Below are 17849 nucleotides of genomic sequence, written 5' to 3' on the forward strand. Positions count from 1 at the left end.
GATGCACCTGTACGCTCATCGCGGGTATAGCGCCAAGCATCCGGAAAATACGCTCCGCGCGTTCGAGGCGGCGCTTCCTTACGTCGACGGCATCGAGCTCGACGTGCAACGGACGAAAGACGGCCGCCTCGTCGTCATCCATGACGAGACGGTCGACCGGACGACGGACGGGAGCGGTTATGTGAAAGACATGACATTGAAACAAATTCGACAGCTTCGAAGCGAAGGGGAACGCATCCCGACACTCGAGGAAGTGTTCGCCCTCGTCGCGGCACATGACGTCACGGTGAACGTCGAGTTGAAAACGGGCCGGTTCGACTATTCAGGGATTGAGCAACTCGCCTGGCTCGCGACCGAAGAGTTCGGACTCGCCGACCGCGTCGTCTTCTCGTCGTTCAATCCGGACACGCTCGTCCGACTGCGCGACGTCGCACCCGAGGCGAGGATCGCCGTCTTGACGGGGGAAGGGCATCCCGACTTGGTCGGATTCGTCGAACGCATCAAAGCCGAGGCCGTCCACGCCCAGCCCGCGTTCGTCGGGACAGCGGACGCGGTGAAATTAAGCGAAAACGGGATCGTGACGCGGCTCTATACGATCAATGATCCGAACGAGCTCCCGGACACGACCGAAGTTGACGCCATCATGACGGATGAAGTCGAACGGCTCGCGGTCATCCGATAATGGTGAAAAGGAGGTCCGCTCATCGGGTTGCGATGAACAGACCTCCTTTTCGTTAGTTCGGAACGAGCATGTGTGCGTTGGCACGTCGCACCACCGTCCGATTTCGTCCTTTGTCTTTTGCTTCATAGAGTGCACTGTCAGCGATACTGCTCATCGACTCGACCGGCAAGGCGCTCCCGTGGGCGATGCCAATCGAGGTGCTGATTCGAATCGATGTCCCGTCCGACAGAACGAACGCCTCGACCGCAATCCGTTCCCGAATCCGCTCGGCGACTTTGACCACTTTCTCGGGAGACAAGTCATAGATGAGGATGACGAACTCTTCGCCACCGATTCGTGCGACCACGTCATGGGCCCGTGTCTCAACCTTCAACAGTTCGGCGAACCGTTTCAAGACGAGGTCGCCGTTCGGATGACCGTATGTATCGTTCACGTGTTTAAAGTGGTCGATATCGAGGGCGAGCACGTTATACGCTCGTCTCTCGGACACGAGCGATGTCGTCCGCTCCTCCCACATCCGGCGATTGAACAAACCGGTCAAATGGTCGCGTTCGGCTGAATGTTTATACTCCTTGGAACGTCGCGTCATTTGTTCTAAGTCGATGGCGAGCAGGCTCGCGAGTGTCCCGACGAGCAGTCCGACGACCCAGAACGTCAAGACAATTTCGACGTAAGCGGTGTTCCATCCGAGGTTAATGAGAATCGAGATCGAGGTGATGACGAGCGCCCAGACGTGTAACAGCATGCTTTGCAACAATAGGCGATGGACGTGCCGATGAATCCACCACATGCCGACGCCGATGACGAAGGTGGCGATGAATGCGACGACGGCCTGGTCGGTCAGTCCGAACAGAAAGCGGGTGCTTGCGATGATGACGGTCGCGATTAAGAGCGGGAAGCGGGCCCCGTAAAAGGCGAGCAGGACGAGCGGCAAATAGCGCAAGTCGACGCGTACTTCCTCGTTCGCTTGGACCGCGTTCATCATGAGGAACAGCCCGAGTCCCCCGGTCATTAGTCCGATTAAGAAGCCCCGGAATCGAAAGGACCCAAAGCGATCGGAATGATACAGTTTTGAAATCAAGTAGAAGCCTGTGAACGCCACGGAGGCGTTCAATAAAAGAGCGGTAAACGGCAAAATGTCACTTCCTTTGAAAAACACTATACTTAAAACGTAACAGACCGTTAAAAAATGTCAATTCTTAATCCGAAATAACGAAAAACAGGTGCGTCATCACACGGATGACGCACCTGTCTCGGATTCAGTAGAAAATATTCTCTACAATTTATTTCTCGTTCATCGCTTCCACATCAAGCGTATGCAGTTCGATGAAGCAAGTCGTTCCTTCTCCATAAACCGATTCGACATGGATGCTCCAACCGTGCGCTTCGACGATCTGTTTGCAAAACAAGAGACCGAGGTCAAAATCGTCAGACCCGCGACTGTCGAGGAGGTGTGGCAACAAGTGGGGCGGAATGCCGAGGCCTGGGTCGTGGACACTGAGGACAGCCGTACCTTCCACTCGTGTCAAACCGAGTCGAATCGTGCCCCCTTCCGGCGAGTGACGGATAGCGTTGCCGATCAAATTATGCAGTAGCTGCAAGAGGCGCTGCTCATCTGCTTTGATCACGAGCGGCTCGGCAATCGACAGTGCAATCTCGTGAAACGGTGAGATGGTTTTATAGTGGGCGCACATCTTTTGGAGAATCGGGTCGAGCAAAAACGTCGTCACCGTCAAGTCGTCATGCCTGGCTTGCTGTTGATAAGCGAGGAAGCTCGTGAGCAGATGCTCCAACCGTTCCGCTTCCCGGCGAACGACATGCAACAAATCTTTTGAGACAGGGTCGAGGTCACGATTGCGTGATAGCCGCTCCGTATAGCTAGAAATGAGTGTGATTGGATGTTGCACTTCGCGTGAAAAACCTGTCATAAACGCATCGTGTTGTTCTTTTTCAGTTACTTCATTCGTCATGTCACGCCAGACGATAAAGACGCCGGAACGTGGATGGACGAAGTGGAACGAGAGTGTGATGGCGCGGCCGTCGATTGGTAAGGTCTGTTCGCCATCATCGGCAGACGTCGAGCACGTCAAGTCCCAAAACGAGGTCGCCTGTTCACTCGAACAGCCGGACCGTAACAATGCTGATTGAATGTAGTCGGCGAGTGCCGTATGAGTCGGGAATGCAGTGGATTCGAGCGCGGGATAAAGTTGGTGCAAGCGGTCGTTCGCATAAAAGTGAAACTCGACCAAGTCGATATAACAAATCGCATCGATTGCTTGATTGATGAAAGGAAATATGGGAGATGGCCTGGTCGTTTCGGCATTTTGGTGCAAATCGTGTGAGGTAGGGCGATGTTCGGTCATCGTGCAGTCTCCTTTCCATCAAATATGTAGGTGAGACATGACGTGGTTCAGGTCAGTCGGTTTCTGTCTTTATGTGTAGGCACATCAGGTTTATTCATTATAGCGTCTAGTCCTAACGTCATGTTAGTTCGATTCAATCGGATACTTGCCTAATCCGCTCAACGTGTTCGTGAAGAATGTCCACATCTATGAACGATGCAGTATACTAATAAAAATGATGTAAGGGAGCGTGACGTTCATCGAACCGTCAATTCAAGAAATGATTGATATCGTCCAGCGCGGGATCGCAGGTGATGGGATTCATCATATGGAAGTACCGTCATTATATTTTATCCATCAGTCTGTCGTGTCTGACCCCATCTCTCGGGTGAACAAACCGTCCTACTGTCTCGTGCTCCAAGGTGAGAAAGAAGTGTTGCTCGGTGATGAGAAACTGATATACCAAGGGGGGAACAGCGTCGTCGCCTCGGTCGATTTACCGGTCATCGGCCAAGTGACTGAGGCGACAGCAGAGACACCGTACATCGCCATCATGGTCGAATTCACGCTAGACGACTTAGTTGACGCAATCGGTCACCCGACCGATCGGTTCGTTGACGGGGAAATCGAGCGTCGAGGATTGTTCGTCGGTGAGAGTGATGACGCATTGCGTGATGTGACGCTGCGATTGACGAAACTCGTCGAGCAACCTGAGCATATTGCCACACTCGCCCCGCTCTATAAAAAAGAGCTGCTCTATTTATTGTCACAAGGCCCGTTCGGCGATGTGTTGACGCATCTATCGTCTGAAGGCAGTCGAGCGTTCCAAATCAAGGGTGTGATTGACTACATCATGGGCAACTTCACCAAAGTATTGCGCAATGAAGAGCTCGCCCAAGTTGGAAACATGAGCGTCTCGTCTCTCCATCGGCACTTCAAAGAAGTGACGACGTTGAGTCCGCTCCAGTATCAAAAGCAGCTGCGTCTGCAAGAAGCGCGGCGCTTGCTCTTGATGCAGTCGGCCGATATCGGAGAAGCGGCGTTTCAAGTCGGCTATGAAAGTCCGTCGCAATTCAGCCGAGAATACGCCCGCTTGTTCGGAATGTCGCCTCGTGCGGACATCCGTCACCAACGTACGGGGACATCGAGCGAATAAAAGGAAGACACAGGAAAGGGATGTGGCCGCGCCGCATCCCTTTAGTCGTGCACTGGTTGATTCGTCGCAATGGGCGAATACAGGTAAATCGCGAACGTCGTCCCTTCCCCGTAAACCGAATCGGCATGGATGCCCCAACCGTGCGCCTCGGCGATCCGCTTACAGATGCGCAGGCCGAGCCCGGTCCCTTTAATCGGACGGTGGGCGTCGGAGTCGACACGGTAATACTCGTCAAAGATATACGGCAGCGCCTCCTCCGGGATGCCGATACCAGAATCTTTAACGGATAAGACGAGCGTCCCGTCCTCATCGGTGACCGAGACGTCAATCGTCCCACCGTTCGGAGAATATTTGATGGCGTTGCCGACCAAATTGTGGACGAGTTGGAGCAGCTTGTCTTGGTCGGCCTCGATTGTGGCCGACTCAGGCGTCGACAGCGTCACACGATGGTTGGCCGACGTCGCGTCATAGCTCGAGACGATGGATTCGAGCAGTCGCGACAAATCAATCGGTTGCCGCGTCAACAGTTCTTCGGAATACGAGACGCGCTGATAGTCGAGGAAGTTGTCGACGAGCCGTTCGAGCCGCTCGGCCTCTTGTTTCACGAGCGTGAGCATGGCGTGCGTCTTCTCGTCGTCGGTGTGCCGATACATGAGCAGCTCGGCGTAGCCGTTGATGGCTGTGAGCGGCGTCCGGAAGTCGTGTGACAGCTCGGCGAGGAAGGCGTCCTTTTGTTCCTCGAACAGAATCGTCTCCGTCTCGTCACGCCACATGATGAAGACACCGCGCGGCGTGTTCGTGAAGTTGAAGATGAGTTGAATCACCCGTTCCCCGAGATGAAGGCGGTGGGCGTCCATGTTCGGGCAACCGAGGAAGCGGTTGTCGAGCATCTCTTGCCAGACCGGGGCGATTGCGTCAAGGTCAGCCCCGTTCTCTTCGAAGCGCGCGAAAAAGAAGGCGGTGAGCGCCGTAACGTCCTCGAAACGGCGGGTGACCATCGCTGGGCACATCGCGCGCAACTCTTCGTTCGAATAGAGGTGGTTGCGGGTGAAGTCGATATAACAGATCGCGTCTTGCGCCTCTTCGACGATCGAAGCAATCGGGAAACTGTGGGGCGGCCGGGTGCGTTTGGCGGAGAGTGGTCGTTTTCCTCCATTTCGGTGATGGTGCCGACGCGACGGATAGAACTGCTTACGTTCCATAAGCGAACCTCCTTTCACTCTTGTTAACTCTGTCACATATATGAAGACGAAACGTCCGTTTGAAAATAGTTATCTTTTGATTTCCATTATACGTCAATGAAGCCAAAACCAATAGTCACAATAAAGTACCAATCAATTTCGGCTTCAATCCGGGACGAATTGAAAAACCCTCCATCCGATGCGGGATGGAGGGGAGGTGTCAAAAGAAGTTATACGGATTGAGGCTACTCGCCGGTGCGCTACTGCTGTAGACGTATGGCGATTTATGTACTTCGAAGTGAAGATGGTTACCAAACGAGTTGCCGGTGTTGCCGACCGTGCCGATGGTCGCGCCGCGTAAGACCGTCTGGCCTTGAACGACGTTCAAGCGATCGAGGTGGGCGTAAACGGTCGTGTACGACTGGCCGTTCAATTGATGCGTGATCATGATGTGGTTCCCGTAGGCGCCGGCGTTGCGGGCGACGATGACTTGTCCGCCAGACGCGGCGATGACCGGAGTGCCTTTCGCTGCTGCGAGGTCAATCCCATTATGGAACGTGTAGCCGTAAATGCCGCTCGCCGGACCATACTTTTGCGTCAACGTGCCTTTCGTCGGCATGAGGAGCTTCGTCGTCGACGACGTTTGAAGCGTCGTGCTCGCGTATGGTTTGATGAATGCACTCGAGACGTAGCGGGACGTGCCGTTGAAGTTGATTTTCGTCCACGAGGCCGTCGTGTGTTGCGCTGAAAACGTTTGACCGAGCTTGGCCGTGCCGACGATCGGATACGCCGTACTCGGGCCCGATCGGACGTTCAAGATGTTCGTCGTCACTTCGGCTTTGTAATAGGTCGACGCTTCGACCGGTGTCGAGACAGGGGTGAGAAGGCCGACGGTGAGTAGCGCGCTTAATGCAATTGTCATTAATTTCTTTTTCATTTTTATGTAAATCCCTTCGATGTGAGAAAGTGGTATATGCGACATAACGAACCTGATAATTTAAATTTTATCATCAAAAATATATTTTAATATTTCATTTATATTTCAAAAAAATATATTGACATTCTAAAAGCGAGCTTGCCCAAATTGGGCAAGCTCGCTGTGAACGTTCCATATGAAGGTGGTTGTTTCTTCACTCCGCGGACAGTTCGTCTTCGGTCACCCATTTGTGGTTTGTGACACGTTCTCCGTTGTCCAGTTCGAAATCGACCATGTAAACTGTCGTCTCCTCAGAAGAGTCAATCGTTGCGGTCGCGCCGCCCATGCCGTTCATATGCTCGGCATCGACCGTTACTTCATCACCTGGCTCATAAGCGTCAGCTTTTGCATCGACAATTTCTTCGTGGATGATCCACTTGTGGTCACGTACGCGCTCGCCCCCATGCATCGGGTCATATGAGATGCTATAGACGACCGTGTCATAGGCGCCGACGATGGTCGCCTCAGCCCCTTCCATTCCTGGCATGTGGGCTTCGCTGATGACGGCTTGATCTCCGACATTGAACGTCGGGTTCTCGGCATCTTGAAGTCCTGCCGGCACGTCACCAGAACCGGACATGTCCATATCCCCGTGGTCCATCGTCTCTTCCATCTGATCATTCATGTGCGTGTTGTTATCCGTCGTGTCGTCTTCACCGCAAGCGACGAGCAAACCGCTGAGTGAAAGTGCCATCGTCATTACGCCAAGTTTCTTATTCCATTTCATCGCTGTTCCCTCCAAGTAAAATATGATTATTTCACGTTCAATTGTCCCATCATCCCATTTTCTTCATGTTCGAGGATGTGGCAATGATACATGAACGTCCCTGACTCTCTGAACGTCATTTTGATTTTGACGCGCTCTCCTGGTGCGACGGCGACCGTGTCTTTCCAGCCGTGTTCGTTATCGGGCGGCGGCTTGCCGTCCCGCTCGAGAATCCGGAACTGAACACCGTGGATGTGGAACGGATGGGTCATTCCGCCCATCATGTCATCTCGATTATAAATCTCCCACACCTCGGTCGTACCTTGTTGCACATTGATGTCGATTCGGTCCGGGTCGAACTGCTTGCCGTCAATCGTCACCATGTGGCTCACCCCGAATAAAGTAAGGCGGCGGTCAGCTTCGCTCGATTCGTTAGCGACCGGAGCTTCCCTGAAAGCATCGGTCCAGTCCCTGTTCTGTACGATTTTGCTGCGCACCGTGAATGTCGTGAACGAAATCCCGTCCGCCTCAAGGGCGAGCTCGTCTCCGAGCGAAAGGTCTGAAAAATCGATTAAAATCTCGGCGCGTTCGCTCGGTGTGAGCTTCAACGTCTCAAGTGAAACGGGTTGGTCGATTAAGCCGCCATCGGTCGCGATTTGAGTGAACGATGCTCCATTCGATAATGAGAAGTCGAGGTTCCGTGCGTTGGACCCGTTGACGAGGCGGACGCGCAACGTCTTCGTCGTCACATCGAACGTCGTATTGATCGCACCGTTCGCGATCAGCGTATCTCCAATCGTGCCATCGATGTTCATCTGGCGATTGTAATCGAGTTGACCGTCGTCTGTGAAAAGACGATCTTGGACGATGAGCGGGATGTCGTCGACGCCATATTCGTTCGGCAGACTGGAAGACATGTCATCCGTTACATAAAGAAGTCCGGCCAGACCGAGGTATACTTGTTCGGCCGTTGCACCCATCGGATGTGGGTGGAACCAAAGCGTGCCTGGTTGTTGGTCAATATCGAGACGAGCTCGCTTTTGCTCGCCCGGGGCAATCAATTGATGTGGACCGCCGTCTTCTTCACCAGGAATGACGAGACCGTGCCAATGGAAAGAGGTCGGTTCATCGAGTTGATTGATTGTATCGATATAAACTGTCTTTCCTGTAGGCAACTCAATCATCGGTCCGAGCAAACTCCCGTTGTAACCAAGTGTCTCGCTACTGACGCCCTGATTGAAGAATCGGTGCTCGCCGCGTTCGGCACGAACCGTGTAATAGAGCGCCTCGTCCGTGACGCGGTCGGGTTGCAGTCGTTTCGGGATCGGCAGCGGTTGAGTCGGCTCGTTCGACGCGACGAGATCGACGGTGTTCCCGCGTCCCATGCTGCCGTTGTCGTGCATCATGCCGCCGTCGTTCCACCCGCCCATGAATGAGCCGTCACCCATCATCCCGCGACCCGGGGCAAACGTGAACAAAAGGAAGGTCAGCCCAATCACGATACTTACGATACCCATCGCGATGATCCATTTTATTAAACGGTTCATATGGCATCACCCTTTCGCCTAAAAATGAGCGCCTACTCCGTTATACCAACAAGTTATGAAATTTTTGTTAAATGAGAAAATAAGTTTTTATATACTACATAGGGGTATATGGTATACATAGGAGGTGGTAACGTGGAACATTCACACCACGCATCATCTCATCATGAACACGGAGAAACGCATGACGCGCATGCCGGCGGACATGAAGGGATGATTGAAGCGTATAAGCGTCGATTTTTCGTCTCGTTAGGGCTGACGATCCCGATTCTCATCTTGTCAGATATGATTCAAGAGTGGGCCGGTTTCGAACTCACGTTTCCTTATGAAAAGGAGACGTTATTCGTGTTGGCGACAATCGTGTACGTCTATGGAGGATGGCCGTTTTTGAAAGGCAGCATCGACGAGTTGCGTCAACGGAATCCAGGGATGATGCTACTGATCGGGCTTGCCATCAGCGTCGCGTACTTCTATAGTGTCGCCATCGTGTTCGGATATGGGCATGGACATGACTTCTTTTGGGAGTTGGCGACGTTAATCGTCATCATGTTGCTCGGCCATTGGATTGAGATGCGCTCCATTATGGGCGCGTCGAACGCATTGCAACAGCTCGTTCGTTTGTTACCGAGCGTGGCGCACCGCATCAGCGGAAACGACATTGAAGACGTTCCGGTGTCAGCAATCGCTACTGGAGATATGATTCTCGTCAAACCAGGTGAACAGATTCCTGTCGACGGAGAACTGCTGAACGGGCGGACGACGGTCGATGAGTCGATGTTGACCGGGGAGTCGATGCCTGTCGAAAAAGAGACGGGGGACGTCGTCATTGCAGGGTCGATCAACCAAGAAGGTAGTATGACGATTTCCACTACGAACACGGGAGAGAGCACGTATTTGGCGAAAGTCATCGATTTGGTCAAACAGGCGCAGGAATCTAAATCGAAAACGCAAAACTTAGCCAACCGGGCCGCCAAGCTATTGTTTTATGTGGCAATCGGAGCGGGTGTGCTGACGTTCGTCATTTGGGTCGCCCTTGGTTATCCAGTCAGTACGGCCGTCGAACGAATGGTTACCGTCATGGTCATCTCATGTCCCCATGCCCTCGGCCTCGCGTCTCCGCTCGTCGTGGCGGTCTCGACGTCCTTGTCGGCAAAGCGCGGGCTATTGATTCGAAACCGGACTCAGTTCGAGGAGGCGCGTCACCTCGATGCAGTCATCTTTGATAAGACGGGCACGTTGACACAAGGCGACTTCGGGGTGACGGACATTGAAGCCACGTCCGCTTATACAGAAGAGGACGTGTTACGTCTGGCCGCCGCGGTCGAGACGGCCTCGCAACATCCGCTCGCTCGGGGCATTCTTCGGGAAGCGGAAGCACGCGAGTTGACGTTGCCGGAAGTTGTCGATTTCGCCTCGATCACGGGCGTCGGACTGGAAGGTCGCGTGGACGGTGCACACGTCCAAATCGTCAGTCCCCGCTATATTCGGGAGCATGAGTTAGCGATTGATGAAGTGGCATTCAATCGATTATCCACCGCTGGCAAAACCGTCGTCTTCACGCTTCGAGACGGGGATTTGGTCGGTATGATTGCTTTGGCGGACATGGTCCGCGATGAAGCCAAGGAGACGGTCCGTGCATTGAAAGACCGGGGCGTCCGCCCGATCATGCTGACGGGGGACAATCGGAAAGTCGCCGATTGGGTAGCGTCGCAACTTCATATCGAGGAAGTGTACGCCGAAGTGTTGCCGGACGATAAGTCACGGCAAGTTCAAACCGTCCAAGCCGATGGAAGCAAAGTGGCGATGGTCGGGGACGGCATCAATGATGCACCGGCCTTGGCCCAAGCGGACGTCGGGATCGCTATCGGGAGCGGCACCGACGTTGCCGTCGAAACGGCCGATATCGTCCTCGTCCGGAGCAACCCGAAAGACGTGCTGTCGATTCTCGACTTGTCTCGCAACACGTACAACAAGATGATTCAAAACTTGTGGTGGGCCGCCGGTTACAACATCGTCGCCATCCCGCTTGCGGCAGGCGTGTTGGCCCCACTCGGTGTTATCTTGTCGCCTGCCGTCGGTGCGGTCTTAATGAGCCTCAGTACCGTCATCGTTGCGCTCAATGCAAGAACGCTTCGGATTTAACAATTCTTTCATTTTTAGACGTTAAACTGAAAACGATGCTGAAGATGGAGGAAGAACAAATGAAGAAAAAGTTGATTTTGCCAACTCTGTTGGCGACCGTATTTTTGACCGCTTGTGGACCGGATACGCCACCGAATGACACGGCGACTGAACAGGAAACGCCTGTGGTCGAGACGGAACAAAAGGCACAGCAAGACGAAGCCGACAATTGGACACGAGTCGAGACCGACGTGGCCATCACGCACATCCATGGGGCCGGGTTTTGGCAGGACGATGCCCGTCCGGTCGTTGCGACGCACCACGGACTGATGGAGTATCGGGATGATGGCTGGTACGAATTGATGTCGAACCGTCACGATTATATGGGTTTTGAGCTTGTCGAGGATGGTTTTTATGCGAGCGGTCACCCCGAACGTCAATCCGCATTTAAAAATCCTCTCGGTGTCGTCCGTGGAACCGACCGAGGCGAGACGCTCGAAGTTCGCTCGCTAGAAGGGGAGGCGGATTTTCACCATATGAGCGCAGGCTATACGTCCGAAAGTCTATACGTTTATCTCGAAGAGCCGACAAGTGAGTTGCGACCAGGCTTTTACCGTTCGCTCGACAAAGGTGAGACGTTTGAACCGATGAAGATGGAAGGGACCGCTCGTCACGGGATTGCCGGTCTTCTCGCTGACGCCACTGAACCGCTACGTATGTATGTGTACGGCCCGAACGGGATGCTCGTCTCAGACGATGGAGGCGATACGTTCGACACGTTGATCTCAGGCGAGCACATCCTCCTCGCCGCAACGGAGGGTCCGACAATCGCCTATGTGCGAGATGCGTCCGACTATGAACTCGTCTTACGTCAGGACGAAGGTGAGACGGTGCTGCCGTTGCCGAATCTAGAAGCGGACGCGGTGCCGATTGAGCTCGCCATTGAAGAGGAGCGCCTCTTACTCGCTACTTCTGACAATAGCGTCTACTTGTTTGAAGACGGTAACTGGTCGGTGCTTCTTCAAGCGGGCGTGGCGAAGTGACGCTTTCACAACTCTTTCACATGTTGAGGGGAAATGGATGTGAAACCAGTTGGAAAGAGAGGTGACGAGGTGGAAGAACGGCGGATTGAAATCTATGACCTCGAGCTCGGCGGGATGAACGTACAGTCGTTCGCCCATGTAGTCGTCCGGATGGCGACATGCCTCGTTCGAGATGATGATTTGATTTTCGAGGGATTCAAAGAACGCATCGGGTCCCATTATTCTGACGTCGAATTCTTCGAAGTCGTGAATCAGCTCGAACGCCATATCGCGAGACGGATTCATCACGTCCGGCAGTTCATCCTCATCTCGTCTACGTTAGATGAGGCGGTTGTCGTCAACTATTCATCAGAAAAGCTGGTGCTCGTTCCCTTGTATGGCCCGAGAATCATGTATGCCGCGTTAGAGCGTCTTGAACCGACGTGGGGAACGTATGAAGTGGCCATCTGGCCGAACCCATAAGCAATAGCCGTCGCTTGTACGCACAAGCGACGGCTATTTTGTTTGGAGTGGGAGTACGATCGTGAAAGTCGTACCTGAGCAATCCGAAGCTACACGAAGCGTCCCTTTATGATATTCGATAATCTGTTGCGCGATGGCGAGCCCTAGCCCGCTTCCTCCTGTGCGTCTTGAACGCGATTTCTCGACGCGATATAGCCGTTCGAAGATATGAGGCAAGTCTGCCTCAGGGATCCCTTTGCCGTCATCTTGGAGGGTGAACGTGATCGTATCTTTAGTCAACACGCCATCAAGCGCGACGTGGCTCGCCTCGCTATGCACGATCGCGTTATGTCCGAGCGCACGGAACACTTGAACGATTCGGTTGTGGTCGATCCGGAGCGACGCATCGGATGAAATCGAAATGCGGCTCTCAAATACAATCGGTGTGACACGGAACATGGACGTGAGGACACGCGTCAAATCGTCACACAGTTCGGAAAGGATGATCTCGTCTTTATGAAGCGTGAACGTGTTCTCATCGAGTTGGGCGAGTTGAAACGCGTTCTCGACGAGTTCGGTTAACGCTTGACTCTCCTCTAAAATCGTTTGAATCGACTGTTCTTTCAAAGCGACGGGCGTTTGAGGCTTGGACGCGATTTCCGCATACCCTTGTAAATACGTGAGCGGTGTCTTAATCTCATGGGCGAGATCGGACAGGAATTGATTCCGCTCTTTTTTTAGATGCGCCAGCTCGAGCGACATCGATTCGATCGAGCGGGCGAGTTCCCCGATCTCATCGACACGCGAGGTCGGGAGGGTCAACTCACCCGGTCGCGTCAACACGTTCTCGGTCGCACGGCGCAGTTGCTGAATCGGGTTGGAGATTAGTCGACTGAGCAAAAGGAACGTCAATGCCGTGACGATAAGCGCGATGGCGGTGATATAGAGGAAACGAAGCTGCAAGCGATGGCTGATCCCGTGAATGATTTCTGTCGGCAGGAACATGTATACATAACCGTAGCGTGTCGCTTCATCCATCGACTCAATCGGCGTCCGGACGGCGAGATATGGCTTGTTCTCCCAGTCCGTTTCGAGCACGACCGTCTGATCGAGCGCAGCCTGGTCCGAGGAATCCTGGATGAACGTCGACAAGACGGTGGGGAAGCGGTTGGACGTGTCGAGTAGCTCGTGATTCGGTGCGACGATGGCGACTTTCGTATCGGTCTCGCTTTCCATCGTCGCGACATGTGAAATCGTCTCCTCATCAAAACTCATCGCCAATACACTCGCGTGGCTTTCGGCCCGTGACTCGAGCCGGTCAATCTCTTCGACGACCCGTTCCCCGAGCAAGGTATGATACAAAAGCATGAACAAGACACTTTCAATCAGTAACGTCGTCAACAAAAAAACGAGACTGATTCGAAACGGGAGACTATTTCGCCAAGGCATCACGGCACGTCCCGCCCCTCGACCCAGCGATAGCCCCGTCCCCACACGGTCTTCAAATAATCGTCAATCGGAAAACCGGCCTCCCCGAGCTTGTCCCGAATCATACGGATGTGGGCATCGACGGTCCGAGGGTCGGATTCTGAAGAATACGGCCAGACGAGGTCGTACAAGTCCATGCGGTTATATAATCGGTTCGGATGTTCGAGGAACAATTTTAAAATCGCCGTCGCTTTCGGGGTCAGGACGATCTCTTGTTCCTCATAGAGCACACGGCCGCTCGATTCATCATATCGTAGCGGGCCATAGCTGACGTTTGTGACACGGCTACGGCGTAACACGGCACGAATCCGGGCGAGTAACACGTTCCCATCGAACGGTTTCGTCACATAGTCATCGGCCCCGGCGTCTAAGCCGCGAATCGTCGTCTCGCTATCGGAACGCGCCGTCAACAAGACGACGGGCAACTCTGCGTCCCGTTTTTTCAGTTGACGACAGAGGGTGATGCCGTCCACGTCCGGCATCATAATATCCAATAAGACCAACTCAGGACGGTCGGCGATGAGCTCGAGCGCTTCGGCCGCGTCGCTCGCCTCGAGACACGTGTAGCCGTCGCTTTCGAGAAAAAGCCGCAACAGGCGGCGCATCTTCATTTCATCATCCACAATCAGTATCTTCATGCATGCCCTCCTTTTTCTCCTCAACGTTCAGTTCGTGATGCGTCCCCCGGTTCCCTTTCGTGCGGGTAGAAACGATGGACGATGGCAGGTTCGTCACACGGGATCAGTTCGCCGTCGACACGTTCGATTCGATCATGTCCTTTTCCAAAAATAACCCCACAGTCATAGTCCGGGAGCCGTTCGGCGAACGCACGGATGGCGTCGTGCCGGATCGGATGAACGGACAGCGGCGGGGGAGCGGTGCGCCCTGGCGCCAAATCGTCAAGAATCTGTTGCGGAGCCTCGCCTCTCGGGTCGTGGACCGATAACATATAGTCCGCTCCCGATTGTGAGACGATCTCTGTCATCCTGCTGCGTTTTGAGCGGTCCCGCTCTCCGGCGGCGCTGAGCAGGACGAGGACGCGGGTATGACGTTCGGTCAACACCGTGACGACTTCTTGAATCGCATCCGGCGTATGCCCATAGTCGACATAGGCGAGAGAAGCGATTCCTTCGATTCGTTCGAGTCGTCCGCTCGGCAAGCGAAGAGAGGAAAGATGCGGTGCGGCGTCTTCAAGCGATATCCCGGTCGCGAGGACGATTCCGAGTGCGCACAGCAGGTTGTCGAGGTTGTACGTCTCCGTGAACGGAGGTGTGACGGCGATGGATTGTCCTTTCGACGCAATCGACAATCGGTCGTGGTCGAGTTTTCTAAATAAATCAACAGAAGCGTTGTGTCGACTGTAGTAGCTTCGTTTCACGTCGCCAGGTGTCGCGTGGTCCATCTGTACATGGAACGGGTCATCTCGGTTGAGGAAGACATGGCCGTTCGCCGTAACTTGTTTGAACAGGCGGGCTTTCGTCTCCGCGTAGGATTCCATCGACCCGTGATAGTCGAGATGATCGTGGGTCAGGTTCAGAAAAGATGCCGATTGAAAAGAAAGTTCAGTGATGCGGGATTCGGCAATCGCCTGAGAGGAGACTTCAATCACGCAGTCGGTGATTCCCGCTTTGACCATCTCATCTAGATGACGGTTGACGGTCAACGGGTCGGGTGTCGTGTTCGGTGTCGTAAACGTCTGACCGGCGTATTGAATCCCGAGCGTCCCAATCCATCCGGCCTTCGTTCCGAGGGAAGTGAACAGTTGATATGCAAGCGAGGTCGTCGTCGTTTTCCCGTTCGTCCCCGTGACCCCGTGTACACGTAAACGTTTAGAAGGCTCGTCATAAAACGTTGCCGCGAGCTCGGCCAAAGCGATTTTAGTATCTCGACAATAAATGACGGGTATAGGCGCATCGATCGGTCGTTCCGCGACGATGGCGATGGCTCCGTTTGCGATGGCTTCATCGATGAAGTTGTGTCCGTCATGCCGGTGTCCGGTTATGCAGACGAATAAATTATTTTTTTTTATTTTTTTCGAGGAGAAAGCAATCCCTTCGATGAACGTTTCATTCGGACGTTCCAAATACGTCCACGTGACAATCTGGCTTAGCCTTGCCATGAAGTGTTGTAAAGTGTTGAGCACGAGCCGTTCTCCTTTTCCTAGTGAGTCCATTTTGACAGTATAGCCGTCGTTTGTGAAAAAGAAGTGAAATCGAAGAAACGTGAAAATAGCTCATGTTTTTGATTCAGAAACAGTGGAAACATAGTATTAACCATGCAAAACAAAGGAGGAATCCGTTTGAATCCATACGTAAAATTTGGGGTCATGATTGGCGTGTCAACGTTTCTTATGTATTGGCTCATGTATTTGAACGTGTTTCAACTCGACCACGTCTTTTTCAGTCAGACACGACTTTACATGGCGCTCATTATGGGATCGGTCATGGCGTTCGTCATGTTGCTTTTCATGTGGGGGATGTACAAAAACAAGAAGCTGAATGCGATCATTTTAGGGACGAGCGCACTCGTGTTCGGATTGTCGCTATGGCTCGTCCGGAGTCAGACGACGGTCGATGACGTCAGTTGGATGAAAGCGATGATTCCACATCACTCGATTGCCATTTTAACGAGTGAACGGGCGGAAATCGAAGACCCGCGAGTGAAGCAACTGTCGGAAGAAATCATCAATGCGCAAGAACGGGAAATTGCCGAGATGAAGCGATTGATTGAAGAGTTGGAAAAAGAAGAGGAACAAGCTAAAACTGACATGCAAGTGCATGCCAAGACGGACAGGAGTGAATAAGGGGACCCGTCCATCATATTTCAATCAGAAAGCCGTCGGTCATGACTGGACCGACGGCTTTTCGAGTAGTGGTTTACGAAGAAAACATAGAAAAAGACGAACTTTATTTAGCGAGCTTGTGGTATGTCGTTTCGCGAACGGCGTTTTGACAAGTTCGGGGCGACAGCAAAACCAATACCAAGCAAGGAACCGACGCCAAGCCCGATCAGGCTACCGGACAAGAGCGTCAACACGATGCCGAATACAAGCCCGATACTCAAATCACCAATTCGGTCAAACATGCCGCACCACCTTTTCTTCATAGACGAAATCATTACAACTGAACGTTAACTCGTCTCTCTTATACGCATGCTTTCCTCGTTAGGTTTCGTCTTATAGAAACTATAGGCGACACTGATTAGAATCACGACGACGATCGCACCGAGCGACATCCAAATCGGCATCTTGTACACATCACCGAACACCATCTTCGTCCCGATGAAGACGAGCATGAAGCTGAGGCCGTGCTTCAAGTAGTAGAAGCGGTCAATCAAGTTGGCGAGGACGAAGTAAAGGCAACGAAGCCCGAGGATCGCCATGATGTTCGCGTAAAAGATCATATACGGGTCACGCGAGTAGGCGGAGCTAGCGGCGACCGAATCGACGGCGAAGACGATATCCGAGAGCTCGATGAAGAGGAGCGCGATGAAAAGCGGCGTGAAGAACAGCTTGCCGTTGATTCGTTTCGTGAACTTACCAGACGAGATGTCTTGTGTGAGCGGCAAGCGACGCTCGAGCCAGCGGAGCGTCTTGTTTTCTTCGAGCGACTCCTCTTTCCCGATGTTCTTATACATCAGCCATCCCGTATAGACGAGGAACGCCCCGAACACGTAATAGACCCATTCGAAGTTCTCCAAGAGCGATACGCCGGCGACGATGAAGACGGCCCGGAAGAAAATCGCACCGAGGATGCCCCAGAACAACACCTTGTGCTGATACTTGAGCGGGATCGCGAAGTAGGCGAAGACGAGTGAGAACACGAAGACGTTGTCGATCGCGAGCGCTTTCTCGATGAAGTAGACGCTCGCATATTCGGTCGCGACCGTGCTGCCTTGCGAGTAGAACAACCAACCGCCGAAGGCGATGGCGATTCCGATCCAGACGAACGTCCATGTCCATGCCTCGCGCATGGACACCTCGTGGGCTTTCCGGTGAAACACCCCTAAATCAAGTGCGAGCATGACAAGTACGAGCAGTAAAAACCCAATGAGTAGGGTCAACAACGATTCCTCTTTTTGAGTTCACATGAACTCTATATTTATAATTTAAGTTCTCGTGAACTTGAAGTCAACAAAAAATGATTCTATGAAAAAACACTCCGAATGGG

General features: G+C 53.1%; 17 protein-coding genes. 6 read left to right on the plus strand and 11 right to left on the minus strand.

All coding sequences use genetic code 11. From position 1 onward, the window contains the following. Nucleotide 1 precedes the first annotated feature (1 nt). Nucleotides 2–682, plus strand: coding sequence for a glycerophosphodiester phosphodiesterase (locus tag RT52_RS01270; RefSeq protein ID WP_034814556.1), 681 nt, complete (start codon nt 2–4; stop codon nt 680–682). 52 nt (nt 683–734) lie between these two features. Here the strand turns inward: RT52_RS01270 and RT52_RS01275 are convergent, their stop codons facing one another. Then, the gene (locus RT52_RS01275) at nt 735–1817 is read right to left on the minus strand and encodes a GGDEF domain-containing protein (protein WP_034814558.1); all 1083 of its coding nucleotides are present in this window, start codon (nt 1815–1817) and stop codon (nt 735–737) included. Nucleotides 1818–1965: 148 nt separating this feature from the next. Next, nucleotides 1966–3045: a sensor histidine kinase gene (locus RT52_RS01280; protein WP_051690231.1), complete on the minus strand. Its 1080-nt coding sequence runs from the start codon at nt 3043–3045 to the stop codon at nt 1966–1968. 229 nt (nt 3046–3274) lie between these two features. On the opposite strand from RT52_RS01280, the gene RT52_RS01285 reads away from it, so the two are divergent. After that, a complete protein-coding gene (locus RT52_RS01285; protein ID WP_245175442.1) occupies nt 3275–4180 on the plus strand; it encodes an AraC family transcriptional regulator in 906 nt (301 codons plus the stop codon). Between the two features lie 41 nt (nt 4181–4221). Here the strand turns inward: RT52_RS01285 and RT52_RS01290 are convergent, their stop codons facing one another. The 4 genes from RT52_RS01290 to RT52_RS01305 form a co-directional block, all read right to left on the minus strand. Then, nucleotides 4222–5382, minus strand: coding sequence for a sensor histidine kinase (locus tag RT52_RS01290; protein WP_081852630.1), 1161 nt, complete (start codon nt 5380–5382; stop codon nt 4222–4224). Nucleotides 5383–5581: 199 nt separating this feature from the next. After that, the gene (locus RT52_RS01295; protein WP_245175443.1) at nt 5582–6283 is read right to left on the minus strand and encodes a peptidoglycan DD-metalloendopeptidase family protein; all 702 of its coding nucleotides are present in this window, start codon (nt 6281–6283) and stop codon (nt 5582–5584) included. Between the two features lie 208 nt (nt 6284–6491). Then, the gene (locus tag RT52_RS01300) at nt 6492–7064 is read right to left on the minus strand and encodes a YdhK family protein (RefSeq protein WP_034814562.1); all 573 of its coding nucleotides are present in this window, start codon (nt 7062–7064) and stop codon (nt 6492–6494) included. 26 nt (nt 7065–7090) lie between these two features. After that, a complete protein-coding gene (locus RT52_RS01305; RefSeq protein WP_034814563.1) occupies nt 7091–8590 on the minus strand; it encodes a multicopper oxidase family protein in 1500 nt (499 codons plus the stop codon). A 108-nt stretch (nt 8591–8698) separates the two neighbouring features. On the opposite strand from RT52_RS01305, the gene RT52_RS01310 reads away from it, so the two are divergent. From RT52_RS01310 to RT52_RS01320, 3 genes are read left to right on the plus strand one after another with little or no spacing between them, the layout of a single operon-like run. Beyond that, nucleotides 8699–10729, plus strand: a complete 2031-nt coding sequence (locus RT52_RS01310; protein ID WP_051690232.1) for a heavy metal translocating P-type ATPase — start codon at nt 8699–8701, stop codon at nt 10727–10729. 59 nt (nt 10730–10788) lie between these two features. Continuing rightward, nucleotides 10789–11751, plus strand: coding sequence for a F510_1955 family glycosylhydrolase (locus tag RT52_RS15960; protein ID WP_051690233.1), 963 nt, complete (start codon nt 10789–10791; stop codon nt 11749–11751). Nucleotides 11752–11790: 39 nt separating this feature from the next. Further along, nucleotides 11791–12213, plus strand: coding sequence for a hypothetical protein (locus tag RT52_RS01320; RefSeq protein WP_156028758.1), 423 nt, complete (start codon nt 11791–11793; stop codon nt 12211–12213). A gap of 33 nt (nt 12214–12246) precedes the next feature. Here RT52_RS01320 and RT52_RS01325 read toward each other — a convergent pair whose 3' ends face one another. Genes RT52_RS01325 through RT52_RS01335 form a run of 3 tightly spaced genes read right to left on the minus strand, consistent with a single transcriptional unit; the run spans nt 12247 to nt 15823 of the window. Continuing rightward, nucleotides 12247–13641, minus strand: a complete 1395-nt coding sequence (locus RT52_RS01325; RefSeq protein WP_034814569.1) for a sensor histidine kinase — start codon at nt 13639–13641, stop codon at nt 12247–12249. After that, on the minus strand, nt 13641–14318 hold the full coding sequence (locus RT52_RS01330) for a response regulator transcription factor (RefSeq protein WP_034814571.1): 678 nt from the start codon (nt 14316–14318) through the stop codon (nt 13641–13643). The genes RT52_RS01325 and RT52_RS01330 overlap by 1 nt, the downstream gene beginning before the upstream one ends. A 20-nt stretch (nt 14319–14338) precedes the next feature. Further along, entirely contained in the window at nt 14339–15823 is a 1485-nt protein-coding gene (locus RT52_RS01335) for a UDP-N-acetylmuramoyl-L-alanyl-D-glutamate--2,6-diaminopimelate ligase (protein WP_051690234.1), read from the minus strand. A gap of 156 nt (nt 15824–15979) precedes the next feature. Between RT52_RS01335 and RT52_RS01340 the strand changes: the two genes are divergently transcribed. Next, nucleotides 15980–16483, plus strand: a complete 504-nt coding sequence (locus RT52_RS01340; RefSeq protein ID WP_156028759.1) for a DUF305 domain-containing protein — start codon at nt 15980–15982, stop codon at nt 16481–16483. 107 nt (nt 16484–16590) lie between these two features. Here RT52_RS01340 and RT52_RS16300 read toward each other — a convergent pair whose 3' ends face one another. Both RT52_RS16300 and RT52_RS01345 read right to left on the minus strand, forming a co-directional pair. After that, the gene (locus RT52_RS16300; protein WP_156028760.1) at nt 16591–16764 is read right to left on the minus strand and encodes a hypothetical protein; all 174 of its coding nucleotides are present in this window, start codon (nt 16762–16764) and stop codon (nt 16591–16593) included. Between the two features lie 45 nt (nt 16765–16809). Next, on the minus strand, nt 16810–17742 hold the full coding sequence (locus RT52_RS01345; protein WP_034814574.1) for a TerC family protein: 933 nt from the start codon (nt 17740–17742) through the stop codon (nt 16810–16812). Between the last annotated feature and the right edge of the window lie 107 nt (nt 17743–17849).

The sequence above is a fragment of the Exiguobacterium alkaliphilum 12/1 genome, from assembly GCF_000714435.1.
Taxonomy (GTDB): domain Bacteria; phylum Bacillota; class Bacilli; order Exiguobacteriales; family Exiguobacteriaceae; genus Exiguobacterium; species Exiguobacterium alkaliphilum.